The organism is Leptospira ainazelensis, assembly GCF_016918785.1.
Classification (GTDB): Bacteria; Spirochaetota; Leptospiria; order Leptospirales; family Leptospiraceae; genus Leptospira; species Leptospira ainazelensis.
Map to the genome: position 1 here is coordinate 234,515 of NZ_JAFFPT010000072.1, position 25,567 is coordinate 260,081.

General features: G+C 44.3%; 14 protein-coding genes and 3 pseudogenes. 8 read left to right on the forward strand and 9 right to left on the reverse strand.

Annotated elements, in window-relative coordinates; translation table 11 throughout:
- Nucleotides 1-187 precede the first annotated feature (187 nt).
- Nucleotides 188-808, reverse strand: a complete 621-nt coding sequence (locus tag JWG44_RS17810) for an adenylate/guanylate cyclase domain-containing protein (protein WP_205276340.1) — start codon at nucleotides 806-808, stop codon at nucleotides 188-190.
- A gap of 255 nt (nucleotides 809-1,063) precedes the next feature.
- Between JWG44_RS17810 and JWG44_RS17815 the strand changes: the two genes are divergently transcribed.
- Entirely contained in the window at nucleotides 1,064-2,506 is a 1,443-nt protein-coding gene (locus JWG44_RS17815; protein ID WP_205276341.1) for a M20/M25/M40 family metallo-hydrolase, read from the forward strand.
- Between the two features lie 43 nt (nucleotides 2,507-2,549).
- On the opposite strand, the gene JWG44_RS17820 is transcribed toward JWG44_RS17815, so the two are convergent.
- Both JWG44_RS17820 and JWG44_RS17825 read right to left on the reverse strand, forming a co-directional pair.
- Nucleotides 2,550-4,067: a di-heme oxidoreductase family protein gene (locus JWG44_RS17820; RefSeq protein ID WP_205276342.1), complete on the reverse strand. Its 1,518-nt coding sequence runs from the start codon at nucleotides 4,065-4,067 to the stop codon at nucleotides 2,550-2,552.
- A 15-nt stretch (nucleotides 4,068-4,082) separates the two neighbouring features.
- On the reverse strand, nucleotides 4,083-5,618 hold the full coding sequence (locus JWG44_RS17825; protein WP_205276343.1) for an RCC1 domain-containing protein: 1,536 nt from the start codon (nucleotides 5,616-5,618) through the stop codon (nucleotides 4,083-4,085).
- A gap of 522 nt (nucleotides 5,619-6,140) precedes the next feature.
- Between JWG44_RS17825 and JWG44_RS17830 the strand changes: the two genes are divergently transcribed.
- Together JWG44_RS17830 and lsa20 are read left to right on the forward strand one after the other, a co-directional pair.
- A complete protein-coding gene (locus JWG44_RS17830) occupies nucleotides 6,141-7,622 on the forward strand; it encodes an NADase-type glycan-binding domain-containing protein (RefSeq protein ID WP_205276344.1) in 1,482 nt (493 codons plus the stop codon).
- Nucleotides 7,619-8,221 carry an LIC11469 family lipoprotein adhesin Lsa20 gene (gene lsa20, locus JWG44_RS17835; RefSeq protein ID WP_205276345.1) on the forward strand — a complete coding sequence of 201 codons (603 nt, stop codon included), beginning with the start codon at nucleotides 7,619-7,621 and terminating at the stop codon, nucleotides 8,219-8,221. The genes JWG44_RS17830 and lsa20 overlap by 4 nt, the downstream gene beginning before the upstream one ends.
- Before the next feature lie 104 nt (nucleotides 8,222-8,325).
- Here the strand turns inward: lsa20 and JWG44_RS17840 are convergent, their stop codons facing one another.
- The 6 genes from JWG44_RS17840 to JWG44_RS17865 form a co-directional block, all read right to left on the reverse strand.
- Nucleotides 8,326-9,054 carry an MORN repeat-containing protein gene (locus JWG44_RS17840; protein WP_205276346.1) on the reverse strand — a complete coding sequence of 243 codons (729 nt, stop codon included), beginning with the start codon at nucleotides 9,052-9,054 and terminating at the stop codon, nucleotides 8,326-8,328.
- Nucleotides 9,055-9,098: 44 nt separating this feature from the next.
- Complete coding sequence (locus JWG44_RS17845; RefSeq protein ID WP_205276347.1) at nucleotides 9,099-10,808, reverse strand: glycosyl hydrolase family 67; 1,710 nt, start codon at nucleotides 10,806-10,808, stop codon at nucleotides 9,099-9,101.
- Between the two features lies 1 nt (nucleotide 10,809).
- Nucleotides 10,810-11,679, reverse strand: coding sequence for a DMT family transporter (locus JWG44_RS17850; RefSeq protein WP_205276348.1), 870 nt, complete (start codon nucleotides 11,677-11,679; stop codon nucleotides 10,810-10,812).
- 143 nt (nucleotides 11,680-11,822) lie between these two features.
- Nucleotides 11,823-12,905, reverse strand: coding sequence for a fatty acid desaturase (locus JWG44_RS17855; protein WP_205276349.1), 1,083 nt, complete (start codon nucleotides 12,903-12,905; stop codon nucleotides 11,823-11,825).
- A 750-nt stretch (nucleotides 12,906-13,655) separates the two neighbouring features.
- Nucleotides 13,656-14,729, reverse strand: a complete 1,074-nt coding sequence (locus JWG44_RS17860) for a helix-turn-helix domain-containing protein (RefSeq protein ID WP_205276350.1) — start codon at nucleotides 14,727-14,729, stop codon at nucleotides 13,656-13,658.
- A 148-nt stretch (nucleotides 14,730-14,877) separates the two neighbouring features.
- A complete protein-coding gene (locus tag JWG44_RS17865) occupies nucleotides 14,878-15,153 on the reverse strand; it encodes an RNA recognition motif domain-containing protein (protein ID WP_002152104.1) in 276 nt (91 codons plus the stop codon).
- 47 nt (nucleotides 15,154-15,200) lie between these two features.
- On the opposite strand from JWG44_RS17865, the pseudogene JWG44_RS22575 reads away from it, so the two are divergent.
- From JWG44_RS22575 to JWG44_RS22720, 5 genes and pseudogenes are all read left to right on the forward strand, one after another.
- Nucleotides 15,201-15,427: pseudogene (locus JWG44_RS22575) on the forward strand (hypothetical protein).
- A gap of 496 nt (nucleotides 15,428-15,923) precedes the next feature.
- On the forward strand, nucleotides 15,924-19,469 hold the full coding sequence (locus JWG44_RS17870; RefSeq protein WP_205276351.1) for a hypothetical protein: 3,546 nt from the start codon (nucleotides 15,924-15,926) through the stop codon (nucleotides 19,467-19,469).
- 535 nt (nucleotides 19,470-20,004) lie between these two features.
- The gene (locus JWG44_RS17875; RefSeq protein WP_205276352.1) at nucleotides 20,005-23,361 is read left to right on the forward strand and encodes an Ig-like domain-containing protein; all 3,357 of its coding nucleotides are present in this window, start codon (nucleotides 20,005-20,007) and stop codon (nucleotides 23,359-23,361) included.
- Nucleotides 23,362-23,674: 313 nt separating this feature from the next.
- Nucleotides 23,675-24,368: pseudogene (locus JWG44_RS22715) on the forward strand (7TM diverse intracellular signaling domain-containing protein); the annotation flags it as partial.
- Between the two features lie 134 nt (nucleotides 24,369-24,502).
- Nucleotides 24,503-25,267, forward strand: a pseudogene (locus JWG44_RS22720) (BTAD domain-containing putative transcriptional regulator); the annotation flags it as partial.
- Between the last annotated feature and the right edge of the window lie 300 nt (nucleotides 25,268-25,567).

Here is a 25,567-nt window from a genome sequence, read left to right on the forward strand (position 1 = left end):
TCGGATCGGTCTTTTTTAGAACTGATAAAAAAGCATTCCATCCGAACGTCTTTAGACGATATACTTTTTTAGAAATGAGTCAAGGAAGAATCCGATCCAACTGCCGTTTCAGAGTGGAATGCCATAGGGCCTTTCACCCTATGGAGGAATGCAGCGTCTATCTATATTCTAAAATTAGAATATAGAATTAAAAGACAAGTCTGTATGCCTTTGGAGTTCCGGCGGGGGCTTCGGGCAATTCTTCAAATCGAAGGTGTTTTTCACGGACCTGTTCAAAGACGGACTGTGTGACTAAAATTTCTCCGGCTTCCGCGGTGTCTTCTCCGAGTTTGCTCGCGGTGTTGACTTCGGAACCGAAAACGTCAGTGTCGCCGATTTTTAAAACCTTTCCAAAGCCGAGTCCCACACAAAGAAGAATTTTTTCCTCCGGGATCTTGTCCTGGTTGTAGTTTATTAAAATTTGCTGCATCTTGATCGCGGACTCGATTCCCTTTCCTACGTTTCGAAAGATCACGAGAAAACTATCTCCTTCCGATTTTAAGAGGATTCCGTCGTGGTCTTCGATGATCGGAATGAGAATTCTTTCGGACTCGTGGATGGTTTGTAAAAAATGTATAATCCCGAATTTTTCGACTCCTCTCGAAAAACCGGAAAGATCGGTAAACATCACGCACCATTCTTCGCCGAAAAGATCCCAGATTCTTTGGTCGACTAATGTTTTGTCGGCTCCGGGTTGTAATCGATCTTGAATCAATTTTTCCAATCTGTCTTCGGACGCGCTTGCTCCGATCGTTCTACGAAATGCCATAAGACCTCTTAGGAGAATTTAGAAATGTATTCCAGTGGATTTTAGAATCCAAACGTTTTATCCAGAATTCCCTTTCTGTCAACGGGAATCCAAGATCGACGTCGAAAAATGAAATCGTTCCTTTGAACATACGAAGTTCGGGCTTTATGGATCGTGCTTTCGCAAATAACAAAAGATTTTCGGGTTCAAATTTAGATCGATGGAAAATCCGGGAAGGATTTGATTGTTCCTTTCGTAAGGAAGAAGGGTGGTATTATGTTTTTAATTCGTCTTCTATGGATCGTTTTGTGTCTCGGAGTTCTGGGATGTTTTTATTCTTCTCCGATCCGAACGATTTCTCTCAAACCCAATCCGGTTTTAGTAAACTGGGACGAAAGAACAAAGGAAGCCGTCCAAATTTTGCAGGACCTCATTCGGATTCGTACTGAAAGAAAAAACGAGATCGAAGTTGTTCGTTATCTCCAAAACCTTCTGCAAAAGGAAGGAATTCCTTCCAAGATCTACGCTTCCAAAGAACATCCCGAACACGCAAACTTAGTCGCGATTCTGGAGCCTAAAAAACCGAATTCACTCAAAGGAATCATTTTGGGAAATCATAGCGACGTCGTGGAAGCGGACGCGTCCGAGTGGAGTGTTCCTCCTTATTCCGGTCAAATCGTAGACGGGAAAATCTACGGAAGAGGGGCGTTGGATATGAAGGGCCTCGCCGTGATGCAACTCATCGCGTTTTTGGAATTAAAACGTTCCAACGTGGAACTCAAAAGAAAGGTGATGTTTTTATCCCTCGCAGACGAAGAAAGCGGAAGTCTCTGGGGCGCTCGTTATATGGCGAAAGAACACAAACGTATATTCGAAGATTATGATACGATGTTAAACGAAGGAGGGGTCGCAACGAAGGATATCGGAATTCCGGGTTCTACTATATTCAACATTCAATACGCCGAAAAGGGAAATCTATGGTTAAAACTCAAGGCGAAAGGACAAAGCGGACACGGGAGCGCTCCCACCTCCGATTACGCGACCTTAAATCTTCTTCGTTTTTACGAGGAAGTTCTGCGTTACGACGTCGGCGTAAGAATCACCGAAGAGACGAGGGCTTATTTTTATCAGTTGGGAAGGGTGGCTTCGTTTCCGACCTCTTTCTTTTTGAAAAACGCCTCAAACCCTTTGATCAAACCGTTTCTCACCGGAACTCTCAAAAAAAGCAAACATCTCTCGGCGATGACCAGCAATACGAAGGCGATCACCGGAATCGAATCTCTGGAAGGGGACGGTTACAACGTCCTTTCGGGAGAAACATTAGGAAAACTGGATATTCGGGTGCTTCCCGGTTTTGATACGAAAGAATATTTCGAAAGGATAAAGGAAATCGCAAAACCGTACGGAGTGGAAGTGGAGATCGTCGACGAGATCGGGCCGGATGATTCTCCTCTTGAAGACGAACTCTTTCAGATTCTTGCCAACGTAAGCGTTTCCAAAATTCAAGGAAGTGTCGCAGCTCCGTTTATGTCCTCAGGAAAGACGGATAACGCTAGATTTAGAAGAATCGGAATTCGTTGTTACGGGCTCAATCCTGCGATCCTGACCTCGAAGGATACGGAGACTCTTCACGGAAAGGACGAGAACATCAGCATAGAAAACTTAAAACTTGGATCCACGATCCTTTTTGAAACCGTCTATCAGTACGCGACTCCGTAACTAAAAAATCCGAGTTTGTTTTTACCGATAGAAGACTACAAACTCAGAGCGATTTTAAAAAGTTGAGGAGATGGTTTCTTTGACGGATATCCAGTTGTAAATAGTAGTTTTTGCTTTTTTCCGCCTCGCCTCCGTGCCAAAGAACCGCTTCGTTTAGATCTCGGGCCCTTCCGTCGTGCAGATAACGGGTGTGTCCGTTTACTTCCTCAAAAAGTCCTATTCCCCAGAGAGGAGGGGTTCTCCATTCTCTTCCGTCAGCTTCTTCATCCGGTCTTTGATCGGCGAGTCCGTCCCCCATGTCGTGTAACAAAAGATCCGTATAAGGTCGGATCGTCTGATTGGAGAGTTCCGGAAAAGCTGCGTCGGAACGAGTTAACATTTTTGGAATATGACAATTTTTGCAACCTGCTTTGAAAAAGAGCTCCTTACCGGAGAGAACGCTTGCGTTTGAAGGTTTTCTTCGGACCGGTACTGCGACGAGTTTCATATAATTTGTGATCGCGTCAATCTTCGACTGAGGAACCTCGGGAGCTCCTCCGTTTGCCGCGGCTTGGCATTGGGTTTGGTTTGTAGTGCAATTTTCATTCGGAAAAAGAGGCGAAGTGATTCCCAAATCTCCCAAAAAAGCCGCGGAATTTTGGCGGATCAGACTCGGATTGTTAGCTTTCCAACCGAATCTTCCCAAGGACGAACCGGAGCCGTTGAGGTTCGGAATATAATTTGTTCTGCCTGAAATTCCGTCTCCGTCGAGATCGCTCGGATCCGCAAAGGAAAGGATCGTATTTTCGGGGACGGCTTCCAAAAGACCGAGTCCGATCACTTGTTGAGGAACTCGGAGAGAAGTTTTAACGTCTCCGGGCAGGGCTCCGTATCCTAAATTCGAAAAATTGAATATAGGGGACCGAAGACTATAACCCGAACCGTCCGCGAATTTTCCTTCGATTTCCTGGTAGGTTAGAATCACGGTTCCCTCTTTGGTAACTCCCGCGACGGAGTTGGGTTGAAACTGGCCTCCGTATTGAGGATCGGGAGAATGGGAATTCAAACCTGAACTCAAACGGACTAAACTAAAGGTAAGAACGTCTCCGTCCTCCTCCAAGGCCCTTCCGTTTCCGAGGTGACAGCTAACGCAGGAATTGGAATGAAAGAAAGGACCTAGTCCGTCCCGATCCGGGAGAGCTGCCGAAAAACCGGGAATCCAAGGAACTTCGAAGACGGTTTGTCCCACGGTAAACTCCGAAATCGCATTGAGAGAAAAATCAGGAGCAAATTGACGAAAGGCAGTCGCCCCGGTTTGAAAACTAGTCATCCTAGTTCCTCCTTGGTATTCTTCTCCCTCCTCGTAATCCCAAGGATTGACGGAAGGAAGATTGGAAAGAATTAGAAGAATCGCGCCGAGTTCCGGACAGGAAGTAACGGAAGAGCAGGTTTTATTCTTCGGAATTTGGCATCCCGTAAAAGAGAGAAAAAATAAAACAACAAAAAGAAAACGGATTCTCCCTAAAACCTCCGCTTTAGAGAGAATAAAACAAAACGTGTGAATCTGTTTTTTAAAATACATTCTAAAAACTAAATATTACGGAAGAGTGATGGATACCGGGGTCGCTGCTCCCCAGTTTGTCTGAAGATCCGGTCTTCCCAGGGATCCTTTGAAATTCCAACCCCAACCGTACACGGAACCGTCTCCCAAAAGGGCGAAGTTGTGGGTTGCGCCGCATCCGAAATGGATGAGCCCTTTGATACCGATCACCGCGCTGTTGGGAGCGTAGAGTTTCGTAGTGGTAGTTTCCCCGATCCCGAGATTGGCGGTGGTTCCGTTTGCTCCCCAGCCCTTGACGCTTCCGTCGTTTAACACGGCGAAACTCTGGGTTCCACCGGCCCAAACGGATACCGCATTTTGAATATTCAAAACTTCTGTTGGAGTCGGGGTGGGAGTCGGAGATCCGCTTCCTCCGATTCCGAGTTGTCCGCTGGCATTCAACCCCCAGGAGTAAACCTTACCGTCGGATTTAAGCGCGAGAATATGATCTCTCCCGTTTGCGATCTGTTTGATTCCGGATAGAGCCGCGACTTTCAGAGGAGTGGAATGAATTGTTGTACTCGTGTCGACGGCTCCGTTTCCAAGATTCCCGTATTGATTTCTTCCCCAGACATAAACGTCGCCGTTGGATGTGAGCGCTGCGGAATGTTGAGAACCTGCGACGATCTGGACGACGTCGCTCAGCCCGACAACCGAGACCGGAGTAGAGGAGATGGTGGTCGCGGTCATACCAGTCGCACCGTTTCCGAGTTGGCCCACATTGTTCAAACCGAAAGAAACAACGGTGCCGTTCGATTTTAGAATGAGACCGTGATCAAAACCATAAGCCCCCATAACGGCGTCGTTGATCCCCGGAACCTCGGAAGGAGGTAAGCGAGGTCCGGCTGCGGACGGTGTCGCGGGATCGGTGTTGTTGCTTCCGATTCCCAGTTGGCCGTTTGCGTTGGTTCCCCAGGTAAAGACCTTTCCGTTTTTAAGAATCGCCATTGAGCTGTTCTGGGTAAAATGAATGCTCGAAATATCGCTGAACGAATTCAACTTTGTGATAGCATCGTTGATTCCGTCTCCCGTGGAAGTTCCGGTTCCAAGCTGACCGAAATTATTTCTTCCAACCGTATAGACGTTTCCGTCTTTTAAAAAACCGGAGTGAGCGGCCCCGGCGGTGAGTCTGGTTCCGAAGTAAACACGAATTTCCTTTTGTAGGATCTCCCCGTCTGGACGTTTCCAGCGAAATTGGAGCGTATTTTCTCCGTTAGTCGGTTTGAAGGCCGTGACCTTCGTTAAATTCTTTCCGTCTGCGTTTGTAGAATCCGCGTTTACGGAAAAAACCTTTTCCCCATTTCGAAAAACTTCTAAGGTTCCGTTTTCATTCGCGGAAACCGTAGGTTCGAGTTGATAAACGGAGACGACGTCTCCGTCCTTAGGAGAAACGACTTCAAAAACCCCGGCGGAAGACGAATTCGACTGGGCTAATGCCAGACCAATGGACGCGAGTGTATTGGGGTCGGAAGCCTTTTCACCGCAATCCAGAACCCAGAGAAGGCTGAAAAGGAAGAGTAGTTTGGATTTCATGATTTCCTCTTTTTAATTGATAATGAGAGTAATTCTCATTATCAATGTAGCCATCCAAAAGAAGCCACGACTAACGTCAAGAAATTCTTCTCCAACCGAGAGAAATCGCTAAAACCTTTCTCAAAGGAGCTTTTAGCCTTCACAAAATCGCGTTCGGAATTTTGTAAGAGTTCCTACAAAAGCTCCGAGAAGAATGTTCCTTGCAAAATTATGATTCTGTGATCGAGCAACGAGCAAAATCTCCCGGAGTTTTCGCCCCGCCACCGAAAAAACTCAAACGCGCCGCTCTCTACGGATCGCGTCAACTCAATGCTCCGCTCTCTGAGGATCGCGTGGCGGAGCGGGGATTTCGTTTACGGAGGATTCTCGTTGTTACGACAGATTTTTCTTAAGATTCAGTTCCCTTGTGGATGAAGGTATGGAGAAATGGGGTGAGTAGTTTTTGGGCTCCGAGTTCTTTGCATTTGACACAATCTGGAATATCCATAAACTCGTGAAAATTCTTTCCTGGAGAATTCTTTGATGAATCGTAATAAGAGTATTTTTATCCTAATCCTTCTTTTGGCATGGAGTTCTTGGAATTGTAAAAAAGAACTGAGTGTTTCGATGGCGACTTCGACTTCATTAAGCGACAAACTCGCTTTTGCCGCGTTAGGCGGAGGTTCCTGGAAACCCGAAGCGGGCGCTGAATTTGTAAAGATGCATTTTTATCCGGACGAAGGCTTTCAATTAAAAAAAGTCGAGGTCGATTCCTGTAAGGGAGAATTTAGCGACGCGGTCTCGGCCTATATCAATTTCGACGAACTCAGCGCTTCCGCCACGTTAAGCGGAACCAAAGCCATCGTATCTTTTGAAAAACCCGTCTATGCCCGATCGGTGACGATCAACTTTCGAAAAAATAAGGATCTGTGTATCGGAGAAATCCGTTTTTACGACGAGCGGGAGAAACCGTTTTCTCTCAAACTTCCTAAAATCGTGGAAGGTTCCGCCAAAGCCTCCGAAACCGCAAACCCGGTTTTATCCTACGACGTGATGAATCTTTTCGATTCCCGTTACGAGTATGCTTGGGCCTCCGATAAAAAGGGAAAGGGTGTTACTTTGGATTTTAGATTTAAAGAACCTCAAACGATCAACTCCATCAAGATCTGGAACGGTTATCAAAGATCCGATCAACACTGTTATTCCAACGGAAGATTGAAGACCGCGACCCTAACGGGAGACAACGGTTATGTTCAGAAGATTCAGGTGCAGGACGTCCTCGGGCCTCAGGAAATCGCCTTGGAAAAAACCTTCGAAGGTTCCACTCTTCGTTTGACCGTGGATGATATCTACGCGGGAAATATGTACAAGGGATTGGTCCTTAGCGAGATTCGATTTGGAAAGGATAAGAATTGGATTCTTATCAACCCGATTTCGAGATCGCAGAGTATAGCGCGGCAAAATCATCTTCAATTTACGCCTCCCGATTTGGATACGATTCTCAATCACGGGCTTCGAGGTTCCGAAGTTTCCTCAGTTCCGGAAGAAATTCAAAGCACGGAAACGATCGCAAATTCGGAATCCGCTGTTTCCTCGGAAGACACAAACGGAGTCAGGATCGAATCCAATTGGACTTTGAGAATGCGTTCCGACGGTTCCTTTTTTATGGAAGGAAATACGCAGGATCAGAAAAGCGGAGATTCGAGTGTCGTACACAAGACGAGTAAGTTCTACGCGATCGGAAACTACGAGGTCAAAGAATCCTCGGCCGATTCTTTAAAGTTGAGAGTATTCGGGTATATGCGAAAATACTCATCTTCTTTCGAGGAAGCTTACGGAGGAGAAGACATGGACTGCAACGGTTGTGGAAGGGATTGTAATATGGGTGAAACCGATCCCGATAAAAAGGAAATCATCTTCCAGGATTTTATCACGATCAAAAAATTAAACGGAAACGTCTATGTTCAAAACACAAGCCCGAGCCGAAAACTCGACTTCAAAACTTTGGAGATGGCTTTAGAGTGAAGTCGTTTTTAGTTTCGATCGCGATTTTTGTTTTTTTCCTTTTAAGCTTAGAATGTAAAAAAGAATCCTCCGGTTCCGATTCGCAAACGGGACCGCTGGAGAGCGATCCCGATCGACAGATCCAAGTATCCGTTCTCTGGGAGAAAAAACAATTTCCGTTCGAGATGGAACTTTTCGAAGGAGCTTCTCAAAGACCGGTGGATCTTTGGGCGACAGGCACGGTGAAAATAATCTCCGAGGCTCCCGTTTCTTCCCCGATCGAAGGAAACGATCTTTATCTCAAACCCGGTTCCAAAAAGAAATTTGTTCTCGTGGTTCGCAACACAAGCGACCAAAACTTTTATTTTTTTGCGGCCCCTCACTCTATGGAACCCGCCGAAAGTTCCTTGGGTTTTAAGTTCAAATGTCTTTGTATCAATCACGCGTTTTATATTCCTCCGGGAGAAATCTGGTATCGAGTCGTGGAACTCAGAACCGGAGGAGAGGCGCTTGGAAAAGAATTAAAGATCACTCATACGCTCGTGGGGATGGACGAAAAAAGGATTCAACTCTATCAAAAAAGAGTGGGGTCGGGGAGTTCTTCCTCGAGCGGGGATTGAGATTTTGTTAAGCGAAGTCGTGTAAAAATCAAAAACCGGCAATAAAGTCAGTTTTTGATTTTTACGGTAAAATTTCCATTTTCGGCGTTTTAATTTTTTGGAAATTAATTTTTTCCGTAAGGGGATTCCGCGCCGCGTCCTCCGCCGCAAAGAACGATTTTGTTTTGAATTCTACAATTTTGTTTGGATCCGTCAAAAGAAGAACTCATAGTTCCTTCCGCGGAGTTTCTTTCGTCTTGAAAGTCTCCTTCATAGACGCTCGTATCCGGGAAACGAACCTTCCCCGGACCCATCATGGAACCTGCCTGAAACGTTCCTTCCAAAAGGGCTCCGTTTTTAAAGATATAAGTTCCTTTGCCTTCCTTCAGATCGTCTTTGAAACCTCCGTCAAATCTGTCTCCGTTTGCATATTTGATTCTTCCCGGACCGTTTCTTAAGCCGTTTTGAAAGGAACCTCTGTATTCATCGCCGTTATCGTAGACATAAGTTCCGGATCCCGAATTACACTCTCCTTGAATACAACCCTGCGTAGGTTTTGCGTCCGGGTCCGCATTTGCGGAACGGTCGGACGCGCCCGAAGGAGCCGCTTCCTCCTCTTGGTTTATTTGAGGTTCGTCTGCGGAATAGGCCGATCTTCCCGCGCCGCTTGCGGATTCGTTCGGAGCGATTTTTTTATCCCCCGAGGAACACTGAGCGAAAAGAATCAAAAATAAGAACGCGCTTACGGACGTTTTAAGCTTAGAATTTTTGAAAGAGACAAAACGAGTCTCAAAGGCGCTAAAGAGAATCATAATTTTCGAATACTGAATCGAAAGGTTTCTATCGGAGTTCATAGTCAAAATATTATTAAGTTAGCGAAAATCTGTCAAACCGATTTCTACTTTAAGAGTTCGGAGACAGGCATCGCTTGCTGATTTATAAACGAGGGAAGTTTGGAACGTATCTTTTGATATAAGAATAGATAAAAATGTCTCATAAGAGGAGAAAAAAGAATTCGATCCAGGATTCTCATGTCTTTATTTCTTCGAATGAATAATTTCAGTAAAAGTTTAGACATAAATCCGGGAGTTCTTTTGCGGGAAAGAATTCTGAATTTGTAAGCATTCGGATAATTTTCGGCGTAGATCTTTGTAAGATGAATCGTCTCTTCTAAAAGATAGTTCTGTCTTTCCGGATCCGGAATATAAAGAAGTTCGCGGCAAAACGCAAAGATCTGAAACGTATCGTATTGAAAACGAAAGTCATACGGTAGAGAAATTCTTTTTGCGATCCTACCCATCTCCTTCAAACTTTCTATTGCGGCGTATCCCATACGAACAGAGGTTTCCTTGTCTTTGCAGAAAGAATCGTAAAGAATTCTAAAATGATCGCTGATCGTGACCCGATCCCAGGTGATATGAAGCAAAGGAGGAATCCTGACTCTGTGGATATAAAGTTGTCGATCGGCGAATTCCGGATCATAGAGAAGATTTAAGATTACCCCGTCCGAAAGTCTTAAAAATCGGATCAGCTCCCGAAGGTCTTTTTTACCGTAGAACTTGCGAAGACTTTTTTTAACGGTCCAATTCTTTTTAAAAAGACCGATACAAACAAAGGTGTTGAGTTCGTTCCAATAGGAAGTATTTTTTAAAAACGTAATATTCTTAAAAGAGGACCAGCCGCCCGTCTGACACCAAACGCTGAATCCCACCAGGTTTTTCGCCTTTTTTAGTTCTTCCCGAAAGGAGGCATATTGCCAACCGACAAAGGAAGGGAATTCTCCAAATCCTTCGTATTCCCTTCTTGCCTGAAATTCTATCAGTTTTGGTCTCTCGTCTTGGAAGAAGAGTGAGTTGAGTTTTAGATAACGAAAAAAATCTCCCTCTCCGTATTTCATGGAAATGATCAGATTCTCATGAGGAATGTTTTGGAAAACCTTCTCATAAGTTTTTGGATTCCAGATAAGATCTCCGATCGGATACGCGCCGATCGTCCACGTTCGAAATATTAAGGATTTAGAATGTTTTTTGAATAAAGGCAGAATTTCCCTGAGAAGCAGATTGGCGTCTTCCGGAGTTTTTAAAAAAAGTCTGCTTCGAAAGTCGCCTTTTACGTCGACCCCGTCGGACTCTCCGATTCTTAAAATGATTCCGTCTATGGTTTCAAAATCGGAGAAAAGTTTTTCCAGAGCGGAATAGAACAGGGAAACTACCCGATCAAAATCTCCTTTTGTTTCAGTTTCGATATAAGAATTGGAAAAGAGAAAGTCGCTCGTAATAAAAACTTTCATTCTATTCTTCTTAGCCGTTCTAAAAAGTTTGCGATAGGACTTTTGATACGATTGAATTTTTGAACGAAGATCGTCCGGATAAAACGAAAAATCCGTAAGAAAGGAAAGTTCGTCGATGGAGATCGCGTTGTATCCCATCGTACTCACTCTTTTAACGTAAGAATCGAAATTCTCCCTTATCTTTTTATGAGTTTTTTTTCTAAACTTTTGGTTCTTTTCCAAAAGTCCGATCGGCGCTTTCGACCAGTTCTGCGATTCCCCGGGGGCCTTTACAAAAAAAGGGGCGCTGGAATCGATCAGAGCCAGATTTAAATTCATCTTATGGAACGTCCTTTTTATAACGAATCGTTTCCAAGGTTCCGGCCACAAGAATCAAAACTCCGCCGGTGATTTCGCGATAACCCGGAATATCGCCTAATATGATCCAGGCGAGAAGAATGGAATACACGGGTTGAATGCTGGAAAGAATTCCTGCGGTTTTGAGTTTTAACTGGAACATGGATTTTACATACAGTGTGTGAGCAAAGGCGGTGAAAAATGTTCCGAGAAGAATCATAAGACCTAAAGAACGAACGTTAGACGGAATCGGATCCCAATAACAAACCGGAGCGAGAAAAAAAGCGGCGGTGAGAGATTGTAAAAACATCACCTGAGCGCTTCCGTGATGGGAAAGGAATCTTTTTGTGATCAGATTTCGATACGAAAAGGCGAAGGCCGAAAAAAGCCCCGAAAGAATTCCTAAAAAAAGATCGTTTCCCGGTTTTAATTCCGGAATGAGAATTCCCACTCCCAAAAGAACCAAAAGTGCGAGGAGTAGATCCGTCTTTTTCGGGCGTGTCGCAAAGTAGATCGGTTCGATAAAAACCGTGATCACCGGATGTGTAAACAAGGTGAGAACCGCGATGGCCGGTGAAGCGAGTCGCGCCGAAGCAAAAAATGCGATCCAATGAACCGCCAAAAGAACCCCGCTTCCAAGAGATGCGAGATTCTCCGTTTTGGCGGTAAAAAAAACGGGTTTACCTCTCCATTTCAAAAAGAGATAGAGTCCGGCGCTTGCAAAAACCGTTCGGCTGAAAGTGATCATCCAGACGCTTTCGTCGATCAATTTTGCAAAAAGAATGTTTCCGCTGATGAGAAGCATCGCGAATTGAAATTCGAGGAATGTTTTGGTTTTGGATTCGGAGGACATGGAAGACTCTTCAACCAAAAGACGAGAAAGCCTTCTCCTGGAAAACAAAATTGATTTTTTTAGAACGAAAGAAAAACGAAAAAGAGAAGAAACTGTTTTGATTTTGTAAAACGGACTTTCCCGGCCGGGAAAGTCCGATCTTGTTAAACGACCTGGGATTCCACCGGGAAGTAACGATTGGCGCGAAGCATACTTTCAAAATCGTTAAAACGAATTCCGTAACGTTTCAGCGCGGGATGAACAAAAGGAGCAACCATCTGTCTGAGATAAAACGGCTGATTCACGACGAAGTGGTGAATTCCGTGTGTACTTCCAAAGTTAAGACAGAAGAGATGCAGAGGCGCGAGGAACCAAACGTTCAAAACTTGAGTCTGTTGATTGATGTTTTTCACGTCGCCATAGTAGTGCATATTGGAAGAAATTATCTGGATGCTCGATTGACGGATCCAATTGGGAATCAGATAGACCACCGCGGAGGCGTTTAGAAAAGAACGAGCCGATTCTAAAATTTCAGGATAGGGAATGGAAAGGGAAAAACCTAAGAATTGGCTTCCGTAATAGATTAGATTGATTCCTAAAAAATTGTACCAAAGAGTATAATAGACTACGAGCCAAGGCCAACTTTCTTTTACGATTTCGTTTCTTTTAAACTTCGGAGCGTCTTTGACCAATTTTTTAAAGTTAAGAATCGCGGAAATGTTTCCGTCTATCATCGCGAAAAATCGAACAAGACCGGGCTTCATTCCGTTGCCGATCAATCTTTCTTCGATATCGTCCTTGTTTCCGGAAACCTTGTGATGCAAAGTATGAATCATTCTTCGATACCAAGGACTGATCGTGTTTCCGCGAAAGATCCAGACAGTCCAGAAGATCAGATTCTGCATCGTTTCGTTGTCTTTGAAATAGAGGTTGTGAATCGTATCGTGTTCGATTTCGTGCAGGAGAGAAGCAAAGATCGCGTTGGCGACGATGGCGGCCCAAGCGGGGATAACGTTTGCGAGGTAAAACCCTGCGGTGAGGACCATCATCGCCGCGGATCCGAATGTGATAAAGGCGCCTAAAAAATCCTGGTGTTTTAAAATGGAGAATTTTTTTCTCAGGTTTTTATCTCGAAATCGGATCCAACGCATAATTCTAATATTCTTATCTCTTAGTTCTAGGGTTTCCCATTTTTTTGGTTTTCTTTTTGGAAGAATTTCGTTTTTCGCTAGTGTCAGAGTGTTCATCCGGACCTCTTTTCGTATTGGAGTTAGGAGGAATCATACGTTTTTTTCCGGAGGACGTCGTCCTATTCTATCGATTCGGTCGAGAGAGCGGGTAAGAATCGATAGATCGCGCCTCGAATGCTCGGGGTGGATCACGTTTGGCAGTGGGGAGGTCTTGTGAGAGTTCCCTCAATGGAGGGTTTGTAGGAGGTTCTACAAAGGATCATTTTTACTTGCAAAATTAGGAGTTTTTGATATAGAAAAGTCCCTCGAAGATTTTCCCACCCGCCTCTCCATATCTACCCCATAACCTTACCCACAAGCTGGAATGACGATTGAAAATCAAAAAGATCCCTATCGGAATCGTTGTCGGAGTTCCGACATTGGGCAGTGAAATTTGTTACTTGCAAAATTACGATTTTGTGATATAGGAAAGTTTCCGGAATTTTTCCGCCTCCCTCTCCTCCACCCAAAAATCAGCATAACCTTACCCACAAGTTAAAAAAGCGATTTCGAATCAGGGCGATCCAATCAAAATTTTTGTAGGATTTCCTACATTCGAGACTTTTTACTTGCAAAATATTGATTTTATGATAGAGCAAAGTCGCCAGGAGCCCTTCCACCTCCCGCCCCGCCACCCAAAAATCAGGGTGGGGCGCGCGACTTTTCACAGAGGATTGTCGTAGTTACGACGGATACATCTTAAAAAAATTTCTGATTTCAGAATTCTAAGATTGAATGTTTTCACTTTTAAAAAATCAATTTTCTTTTTTAAGCCAAAGATTGCAGACGATATTCGCTCGGTGTCACGCCGGTATGTTTTTGAAAGGCGCGATTGAAGGAAGACTTTGTGCGAAAACCTACCGAATAGGCGATGTCTAGGATGCTCTTATCCGGTTCTTCTTTGAGCAGGCTACAAGCCTCGGAGACTCGGAAGTCGTTTACAAAGACGGAAAAATTCTTTCCTAATTCTTGATTTAAGAATTCGGAAACCTGATGTGAGGAAAGGGCGAGTTCGTCCGCGAGATCGCCGAGTCCGAGGTCTTCTTCCCGATACAAACGATCTCTTTCCATCAACTGCATTAGATTTTCCTTTAATACTTCCCGGTCGATTCCCACAAGAAGGGAACGCGCATACTTTTCCTTTGTCGCCTTTGTGATTTCTTCGAGTTTTTGAAAGAATCCGGGATTTCTATGACCGATCAAATACGCCGCACAAAGCGCAAATCCCATTCCACCCGTGGTTAAGATCAGAAAGTCAGGAATTTTTGTGATAAAAAAGAAGGCACCTAAAGTAAGATGAAAAATGGAAGCGACTACGAGAAAACTCAGAATTCTCGCGGTAGGTTCCGATTTCCAAACTTCCCATCTCCAGAGATCCTTCGAACTTTTCAAAACAAGAGAAACATAAAGTCCGATTCCAAGGACGGCCGGAAGTAAAGCCCAATCCAATGCGCTTGGAAAAATTCTTTCCACAAAGGCTCGGTGGATAACCGAATGGATGTCCGGATAAAAAAATAAAACCGTAATATAGATTAGGATTCCCGAGACCGGAAGAATGGAGTGGAGTGCGGTTTCTTTTTTGGAAGAAGGAAACGATTCTCCCGTACTCACTTTGTAAATTCCATACAACACCGGACCCACTGAGTAAAGAGCGGGAATATGCAGAAGAATCAGCCAAGAAAGAGATTCTTCTTTGGAAGAAAGAATGGAAATCGAACTTCCTTGAAGCACTGACATTCCTAAGAAAAGAAATCCCAAAAGGTAGTTGAGGCGATTTTTATGAGGAAGGACGATTTGCCCCAGAAACATCAGACAACCAAGCGAGGTTCCGAATATTCCCATCCAATGAAAGATAGAATGAAAAATCTTGGGGAGAAAGTGAACGGACTGAAGGAAGGAGAAGTCAAACTCGGACACAATAGCGAACGCTACGGTCTTGAGTTACTTCTGTCAAGGGAGAAAAGCGAAAGCTTCTCCCCCTTGAAAAAGATCAATATCTAGATCGAGATTTTTCCGGAAAAGGTTTTTTAGGAAGCGCTTCGTTGACTTTGATTTCTCTTCCACGGATTTGAGTTCCGTTTAAGCCGTCAATCGCCGCGTTTCCTTCGTCTTTGTTCGCCATTTCCACGAAAGCCAGTCCCCGGGATTTTCCGGAAAGTTTATCAGTGATGATGCGTACAGAGGTTACTTCTCCAAAAGATTCAAAAGCTTTACGGAGATCGTCTTCGGTTGCCTGATAGGCGAGGTTGCCTATGTAAATGTTCATGAGAAAGGGTCCTTACAAAAAATTACTGGCTTTTAAATCTGAATCAGATACTAGGTGAGACCAATCAATCAGCGGGGTTCGAGAGTGAGGTGACCTTTCCTGGTTGCTTACATAGTTCAAAAGTTCTCAACTGACCCGGGAAAAGGCAGCTAAAAATTCCAGTCGCGCTCACAGTAGTCATAGTCAAAAAAATGTCAAGAAAATCTCATATTTTGTGTGGGGAACTGTGAAAAATCAAATTCAAATCGATTCTTTTTTTCGATTTGGAGAGTGAAACCGGTCCTATGTCTCTCATACGCGAGTCTTTGCTCTGATTTTTTTTCGGTTTTGAAAACAAGAATCGTGGAAACTTCTTTTTTTAGAATTTTGAATTCTGTTTTCCTCCGCCTTCCAAAATTCTTTTTTCGAGTTTGATAAGAATCGAATTTCAACCTTTGGATTTTTTTCATTTTTTAAGAACGAGGGAAATGAACTTTTATTCTGCGTAATCGAAAAGCCGCCCTTTTCTAATGGATGGTATTTATTAAGATTCGATTTTCTAGATTCAAAAAATGGAATCTGATTTTTTCCCCTTTCTTGCCGATCCGATTCTTTCTAAATCCTTTTGTTTGATTATAAAATATCAATTGTTATATTAAGAGCTGTTCCCGTTTTCATACGTCGGTATTTATATTTTTTTTTCGGAATCCATCGGAATATAAGCCTGAAATAAGGGAACTGTATCCGGTCTTCGTATTCTTTCCCATGCGATTTGAAACGGAGATTTGAAAATGAAATTCTTGCCTTGGAAATACACGGCGGTCCTCTGCATCTTCTGCGGACTTCTTTCCTGCAAAGCGGAGAATAAGAAATTCGATGCGCTTTCCTTCTATGACAATATAACCGACGACGGAGGATTGAAACTTTTCAATCTTTTGAACGAGTATCCTTCCTTAAAGGCCGGATTTCAGAGTCTTCAACCCGAGCAGTTCAACGTGAGATTGGACAGTTCTATGAGAAAGCCATCTCGCAAAGACATCACGGGTTTTTTGAGAGTTTCTTCGGATATGCTTTTGAAACCGGAAGCTCGCGTTAGAGAATCTCTTCTGAAAGTTAACACTCTCCTTCACCGTTTCAAAGACGCCCCTTCCGGCGCTTTCGAAGGTGTCGTTCCTTGGTTGGAAAGAATTCGGAGATATCCGGGGCAGGTCGTCCGTAATCTTTCTCCAATCAGCCAAAAGGCTCTGATCTATCTTTACAATACGTTTAACACGAGTGACACGGAAACAAAATACAGGGAACTTGCTTCCGCGCTCTCCGATCCGGACATGATCGAGTTGTTTCAGGATTTGGAAACGGTTCTCCACAAGGCATTGGTTCAAAATACAAACGCTAGAATCGGCGTGGAATCGATTCTCAAAGGAATGATCGATCCTACCTTAAGCGCGGACAAGGTTCTCAAAAATCAGATGATCCGTCTGATCGCCGAAATCGGAAATACATTTCAGCAAAGAGGCGGTTTTAGTGATTTCAAATCCTCCGATACGACCCTCAAAGACCTGATCGTAAATTTAGAAAAATTTTATACGATCGGAGGAGCGGTTCATGATTCTCCCGGAATCAACGACTATCGAGATCCGGATTATCCTTCGGACTTTTCCGTCGTTCTTACCGAAGTTTTTCGTCATCTGCGTCCGATGCTGACTAACGGGGGAATTTACACAAAGGACCCTAACGTTCTTTTGGGGAAAGAATTGAGTAAGACCCTTTTTCATCTCGGATTTTTGACTTCGATCGAGGATGTGGATTTTTCTCTAAAAGAATTGATCCGTATGGACTATCTAGGAAGAGACCGCGCCTATGGAGGATTTGAATATAAGGTTTCCGCATTGGAGCATCTGATGTTTCTCCTAACGTTAGCCGATACCTACGGTTTTCGATGGGAAAATCCTACGGACACTACGATCATGAGTCTGGAGCCGAGCGCCGTTAACGGAGGTCCGATGACGGGAGGAGTTCTTACGGTTGGAGATAGTATCTACGCGTTGGGTTCCGCAATGACGGGAAACCTCGGTGTCAAAGCATTCTTAAATCAAAGCGCGAACGATCAAGCCGTCTTTCGGAATGGAGACGCGAATTCTCCAACTCCTTTTACGATGGGAATCAACACTCCTACGTTGGCCCTTCTGGAAGCTCCCGATCCTTCCACCGTTCCTTCAGCGACCGATCCGGTATTTACAAAAACAATTCCGTTTATGATGAAACTCATCGCAAACGTCGTTCTATCCGGCGGCGGTCCTTATTATAACAAAAATCGAAAGGACGCTAACGGAAATATCTACAGTCTCGACGGAAATCTTTATATGGATTCCTCGGGAAACGATCTGATCTATAAGTCCTCTTGGTACAGTTCCGAGTTTCGAATCAAGGTTTCCGATACCGGATCCGGAGTTTGTACGAACGGAAGTTTGTGTCGTTGGGTCGGTCCGGGGGGAAGAGAAACTAACGCGAGTTATCTGAACAACCAATTTACTCCGGTGGCTTCCGGAGTGAATGCGAGCGGGTCCAAGGGTTGGAGCATTCCCATTTGGGAAATCACAAAGTCAGGTTCAGAAAGAGCTCTGGAAACCGACGAAGAAGTGATCTATAAGAATTTTCAGTGGCTTCTTTCCGAAAAAAGAATGGTCGCTGTAATTCCGCTTCGCGCTTCTTTAGGGCCCGGAGTTCCGTATAAGATGGCGGCTTTTGTCACAGTGATTGCAAACGGACTCAAAGGATTGATGGGAGCAAAACCTCAGTTTCAAGACGGAGCTAACTGCGGTTCCAAGATCAACGGGAAGTGGAATCAGCTCGGATCTCTTTGGAAACCGGGCTGCGCTTCCTCCACCCAACCTAATTTTAGAGTGGCCGGACGTCCGGTTCTAGAAGAGAATTTTTCAAGTCTTCCCGGGGACAGTATGTTTTTTTTGGAAGCCTGGGACTACGGAACGAGCGGAAGTAATCCTATCACTTTTAATAGTTTAGGAGATTCTAATGTTTACAATATCTTCTATCCTCCGAGTTCCCAATACGGAGTTTTGCCTCCCGTATTCGCATTCAATTTTCCCGTTATGGAAAGACTTTCCTTTCTTTCCCAGGACTCCGTTACACCTTCTCAAGTGAATTCGTACTGGGATCGGAGAAACAAACTTCTTCCTTTGATCGTCTCTCTCGCAAAAGTTCTCGCGGATCAAAGCGATTCGTTAAACGATAAAAATCCGTTTCAGCTTCTGACCGGACTGAGCGCGGCCCTGACACGTCCTCTTCTTACAAAGACCGTCGATTTGGAGACAAACTCCGGCGGCACAACGATTACGATCGTAAAGACCGCCTTGCCAAACGGAAGGTTTCGAAACAGACTCGCCGGTCCCGAAGAATACCTTTTTCGTCAGAGTGATCCGATCACCGAAGAACCGATCCGGAGTCCGCTTTCCGTGCTCATCGAAAAGGAAAGGGGATTTCAAGACGGTATTTTGAACCTGGTCTCCAAAACAAAACTTTTGACCAATCTGGTTCAGATGCTCGCAGAAATGGGAAGACCGAGCAGACAGAGCGGGGCCGATTTGTTTTTCGCGGGGCTCGCATCGTTTGTCGGAGAGATTAAGATTACATCCGAGACTCCCTCTGCGGTTCAGTTTAATCTTCAGGCTTATCTTGAAAGATTAGGAAACGACTTAGCGGTTTATCCCGATACAAGACCGACTAACGTGTATGATCCTCTCTGGGACGATATGGGAGTTGTCGCAGTTCGTTTGAGGGATTATCTCTCGCGGGATTCGGTTTATTCTTTGATCCCGATGTTGGACTTTTCGATGGATTTGGTTTTGGAAGTGACGCCGAGCCGGGAGGAGATCAAACATCTTCTCAATCTTTTGGGATCGATCTTTCAGGATCAATCCGGTAACAGAGACTTTCTTGTAACGGGTCTTTTGACTTCGGATACTCCGGCGCTTGTCCAGATTTCGGCGCCCTACGGAAGAAGTATCAACGGAGTTCTGATGGGTCTTTCCCTGACTGGAGAATTTTTTAGTTATCTGGAAACGGACATGAGCACTCCTTATACGATTCGGGATATCTTTGACGATTTGGAAAGACTTACCGTTTCGGATATGGTGCAGAGCAGATCCGGCAATCATTCTCTTCTTTACAGCGCGGGAGTTTTGATGAATCTTTTTGCGGACATTACGGAGAAGGGAAGGAAACCCTTTCCGGATGGAGCCGTCTTCTGGGATCGATTCAATAAGAATGAAGATTCCACTACATACTGGGATAATTTGACCAGTATCTTTACACGATAAGTGCCTCATTCTAAATCTCTAAAAGCAGAACAGATTTGCCGGTCTTTCAAAAAAGGGGCCGGCTCTTTTTTTGAGAATGCGATTTCGGATTCAAATTCATGAACGTGAGTTAGGCGAAACGTCGGATTTGGACAGGAAGTTTTTTGGAGTAATTTTTGATTTTCTCTCCGGATTCTTAATACGATCGGAAGTTTTTAAAACGTGAAGATTGATAAAAAAGTCCAATCGGATCCGCCGGAAGAATCTAAAAAGTCGCTCGTTGAAGGCAGAGGATTGGAATCAGTCGCGCGAATCGATTTCGAAAGATTTTGGATTCCGCATTCGAATTCTAACCTCCATCGAAATAGGGCCTTTTGTAAGAAATCGAGGAGTTCCTACGTTTTATAAAAAACGACTGTTATAAATAATCTTTTTTATTCGAACATTCGAAAAAAAAACCAGAATATAAGTACTAGATAAGTCTGAAATCGATCCTTCCGGTATTCTTGCCCTTGTTTTGAAGAGAAATATAGAACAAGACAGGACGGAGTTTCAGATGCGAATTCAGAAAAGTAAGTTCATCGGAATCTTAATCTTTTTGAGTATCCTTTGGGTCAATTGCACGGATCAGAAGAAGGACTCGGGCTTTGATCTATTGGCCCTTTTTGATCTTGGGAGCACAAGCGGAGGACAAAACACGAACGCCTCCGTTATTCCTGCTTACAATAACGTGGACAATAACGTCGCTACTCTTCCGGCGAACTTCGGACAAACCGGACCCCAGGCTCACCTTTTTATCAATTCTTATGAAAACGTAAACCGTTATAAGGATCTGGAAATTCAATTTTCAAAACCGATGAACCGCGCGCTTACCGAAGCGAGCATAACGTTACAGGGAACTTCGGGACCATTGGCCGGGCCCGGCATCGGTGTGGAGTTTTATTGGGCAAGCGAACAAAGGTTGATCCTCAATCCTTATAGAGAATTGAAACCCGGAGAGAAATACACGATTTCGATCAACCAAGACGCATTGACCGTTTCCAACAAACCTCTGATTCCGTATTCTCAAGAATTTAAAACTACATTCAATTATTCTCTCAACAACTCGATCGTTCAAGGTGAAATGACGCGTAACCTCAACGGAGCCGACGATATTTCGCTGGATACTTCTTCGGCGATAACGGTCAATTCTACGTTTCAAAATCCGGTCAACGGTGAAAACTATATCGAATCCGTTTATCTTAGGAAAAGCGGAAGCGGCGGTTCGATTCAGATTTGTCCGAGCAGTGCGCCTGGTTCCACTTGTTCTATGGATCCGATCAGCTTGAATCTTTCGAGTTCGACGCTTCCTCCGGTGATCGGTGGAAACACATACTATTATGAAATTCAGACAAAGTTCGGTCCGAGTTATAAAAAATATTTCAGTTTTAATTACGGAAATCTTACAAACGCGAACACACTTCTCGCAAACATTTCGAACGGAGTAATGGACGAGGCTCAGATGCTTCCTTTTCTCGGAAAGGTGATTCAAAAGTTTACTACGGGCGCTTTTAAGGTGCAGGACAACAACGGAACTCCTCGAACGTTTCAAGAATTTCTGATCGGACTTCCGGATCGTTCCAAAAAGAAATTTTATGACAACGGCCAATGGAATATAGGAGAGGCTTGTATTCGTCCCGGGCAAGCGGGCTCCGGCGGAACCAACAAGATAGACGATTTTAGGAATCAAGAATTTATTTCCGTGTTGGGCGCGAAACCCGGCGCCGAAGGAAGAGGGTATTGTTGGGTTCCATCTCCGACTTATCCGACGTATCCTACATCGATCGTAGGACCAAAGGGGGCCGAGGATCAAGGAGAATGGGCTTTTGACAAATGGCCGAAAGCCGCCGCTCCCTTTAGCCGATACAATGCTCCTTTGGAAGATTCTTTGGGAGCGGCGAGTATGACGATGGACGTTTATGTTACGGACATGAGACTCCCGTCCTTTGTAAAAAATTCTTCCGGAACTCAATTGGGGAATATCGCGGCGGATCTGAAAGTCAATCCGGGAACGGCAAACACGGCTCCAGGTCTTGGACTGGATCTGAGTTCGCGTTATGTGGAAGTTGATCTTTTTATAGTTTCCCGTTACGAGGACTGGTATACGATTTTTATTTCCCCCGGAACTCTTATGTATTTTAAAACGACGGCCCGTTTGAATTGGGATCCAAGCGTGGACCCGAATCTAAACGGAGGAAACAACGTTCTTCCGAATATCTATCTCACAACCCCTTCTTTAAGAATGGCGAGAGCCAGAAATTCTCTTTCCGTGGATTCTACGGGAACGGTTTCCATGGCGGTGAGAGCCCCGTTTGCAGTAAACAATTCCATCTTTCCCAACAATCCGAATAACTCGGACATCGATTCCGTAACGAATAACTTTTTCGTCTTGCCTTGGTCCAATCCGACCTTTCTTCCGATGGGAATTTATTCCGGCGCGGAGGATACAAAAGATTTTATGTATACCGCGCCGATGGAATACATCGCTTCCAACGAAGGAGGGGTGGACAACATCCTTGTCCCTCTCATCGGAAGAGGAACGGTTCAGAACTTGGCGGGCGGAACGGTTCCTTACGTAAAAGGAATCATCACTCAGTATATGCTCAAGGATATAGTACAAAGGATTGCGCCTAACGTTTTGAATTCTGTCGTCGGGGCTCTGAGGGACGACGGAGTGACGATTCAACTTCCAAGCTATTTGCCCGCTCCTTTGAAGGACTTTCCTCTCACGGTAAAAATGAAACTCAGAGAGGAGAGTTTAATCAAACACGACGGCGTCAATAAAGGTCTCGTGAGTAATCTGGATCTTTCCTTTTCCAGCAATTACGTGGATCCGCAGGGAAGGGGACTTCGGACTCAGGCCGCAAAATCGGGAATGATCTTGACCCGAAATTCCGCGACTCCGTTTCCTTCGACGTATCAGTTTACTCAGAGCAACTCAAATCCGGGCTTTTTACTTTCCTTACATTCGGATACGATTTCACAGGCTGCGTTTCATCTCTGGCAGAGAAGAGGTCTCGACATCAATATGAACAAGACCTTTATCGATACGATCAACGCTTATTCCGGAGGGAATCCGCTCTTTCAGTTGACTACAACTCTGCTCAAGGCCTCGCCGATCATTACGATCTTGGCGCCGGGAAGAGAAAAACTGCAAGGGCTGAACGGATCCAATGCTTTGGCGCCGGCCGCCAAACCGTACGATGATATCGAGATGGTGATGGAGCCCGTCCTTGCACCGAGCGTAAAATTCAAACCGATGACCGGGGCGGGAATTCCGAAATTACGTCTGTATTTTACGGAAATGCAGTTGAAGATCCTCGCAAAAAAACCGGCGAGTTGTACGGGTCTTGCGGGAGCGGAGTTGGCGGATTGCGGAAACGATACTCGACCTAACGGTTATTCATACACGTTAGGCGCCGTTCGGATCAGCCTTTCTGCGGACGCGGACTTTAAGTTTATCACATTCTCCAATCCAAACAACGATCCTAATTTACAGAATTTGAATGCGCTTCAGGTGGTTCTTTCCACCTCGAATTTGGATTATACCGTCGAGGTATTGGAAGGACAAACATACAATCCGTTCGGATTAGACCCTGACGGAATCTACAGCGTGATCGAACCTTTGGTGACTTCCCTTGTGGTTCCGTTGATCAACAGCATTCTGAAGGAAGTTCCTCTTCCGCCGCAAATTAACTTTCCGAAATTAAGACATCCTACGAACAATACGGCTTGTGCGATCAATGCAAGGAGCAACGTGATACAGTTTTTCACACTCGCGACGGAAAACACTTCCGATCCGTATATGTTGGGCGGGATGAGATTTGTAGGAGCAGCCGCGAGTGATCCGAGTTCCTTGATCATTTGTCCGTAAGAATAAACCCCGATTCTGTCGGGTTTATCACAGATTTCGATACGGAGGATCAGAAGAGTTGGTCCTTTTTTCTACGATATGAAAGCTTGCTAGTTTGCAGGAAGTCCTACCTTTACACTGACTGGGAAGAACAACGTTTATTTTGTTCCACTCTCTTTTAAAAAAACGTAAGTTTCTCTAAAAAACTAATTCCAAAATCAGAATTCTCTGCATTCTAATACTGGCGAAAGAATTTTGATTGATAAAAAGATCATGAGCATTTATTCACAATTTAACTGAACGGTTGTAAGATAAAAAAGGTATTTGAAAATCAATGAATATAACGCTCTATCAAATCTCGTGCTACTTGGTTGCTACAATTCTAGCGTATAGGACACTCCACAATTTATTCCTATTTTATAAGAACAGAAAGCAAATCTATCTTCTCCACTTTGCATTTTTACAAGTTGCATACGGATTTTATCTGTTATTTTTTACAAGAACAATCAATGCGGTCAACCCTCAGGATGCTCTGATTTGGGAACGTTTTGAAAACGCGTGTATTCCGATCTTTGGAATGAGCTTGGTTCTTTTTGTAAACAGCTATCGCAGAATTTTCAGCAAAGACTTTGTTTATCTCTACATTCTTCTCAATCTACTTTTATCGGCGGTGATCCTCGTGGACCCGAATTCCTATCATATCGGACTCGCGCACGAAAGAAAATTTCCCGCTCTGGGAATCGTGATTTATGAAACCGATCAACCGCTTCTTGTTCAGTATTTTTATCTTTCCGGAATTCTTATGATCATCTGGACCTTGTTTAAGGTCATCACTCAATTTCTAAGAAATCTTTTTCGAAATCTATTTCTTTTGATCGGCTTGGTGATTTTTTGTTCGAACGTTTTTTTAGATATTTTGGTTGCGATGGATCTGCTTCCGATTCCATACACTTCCCATTTTAGTTTTTTGATTTTGATGTTTTCCGTGGATTCTTTTTTAACTCTGAATAAATCGGGGAGAGAGATTCGAGAAGAATTAAAACAGGCCTTGGTTTCCCCGGAAGAATTCGAACTCAATTCGAACAAGGCGACGGATCCATCCAAGTTAAAAGAAGAAAACGTAAAGGTCGCGTATGCGAAGATCGGTTCTCCACAAGGAGAAAAAGATCTGATATTTATCAGAGCGCTCGGAAGTTTAGAATTGGAAAAGGGCGGAGTTCGGATTCCACAGACCGAAATCTCCAGTAAAAAGAAGATGCTCAAACTTGTGAAAATTCTTCTGATACGATTTGAGAAGGGGATTCATAGAGAGGAACTTTTGGAACTTCTGTGGCCGGGTATGACGGATAAAAATGCGCTGAACAGTCTTCACGCCCTTTGTTTTCGTTTGCGGAGAATTATCGGTAATCCGGAGGCTCTTGTGTTTTCCGAGGATCGACTTTTTTTTAGACAGGATCTTGTTCAGACCGACTTTCAGATGTTCGAAAAACACTACGAAGGTGGAGCAAAAGCGTTTCGAAAGGGCGACACCGAATCGGCGATCCAGGAGTTTCGTTTTGCAAGAGCCTTTTATCGAGGAGATTTTTTTGATTTCGACCTTTACTTTCCTGAATCGGAAATTCGGAGAGAATACATTCGAAAGAGTTTGATTGAGATCTTTCGTTTTCTTTGCGAGAAGGACGCGGAAAAAAAAGAGATGGAAGGTCTTTTGGAAGATTCCGCGAGTTGGATTCGTTTGGATGACTTGGACGAGCGCGCTTGGAGATTTCACTTTGAAGCCCTTCTACAACTCGATCGTAAGAATGAAGCTCTTCGGAAATACGAAGAGTTTCGAAAATCTCTCAGGAAAGAATTGGGTGTGGATCCGGAATCTGAGACTCTCAGTTTGATCGAGAAAATTCGCTCGGGGGCAGTGAGTCGGGCGTAAGCAATTCAGTCGGTTTGGAACCGCGGATCCTAATTCGGTTGTAAAGTTGAATCTTCTTTTTTCTATGTAGGAGCTTCTACATTTGAGAATCTCGTTTTGTTTGTTCTGATTTAGTTCCCGCTCAAAACTGGTTCCTCTCTTCGAATCATCGCTTTTTTGCTTTCGATTCGGAAATCGACTCTTGTTCGTTCAAGCCTTACGGTAACGGCGACAAGACCGTCCGCAGTCGCAAACGCGACCTCAGAAGTTCTGCAGATTTCAGCGGAGTGTAGGATGTCTTACAAATTCCCATTCTTTTGG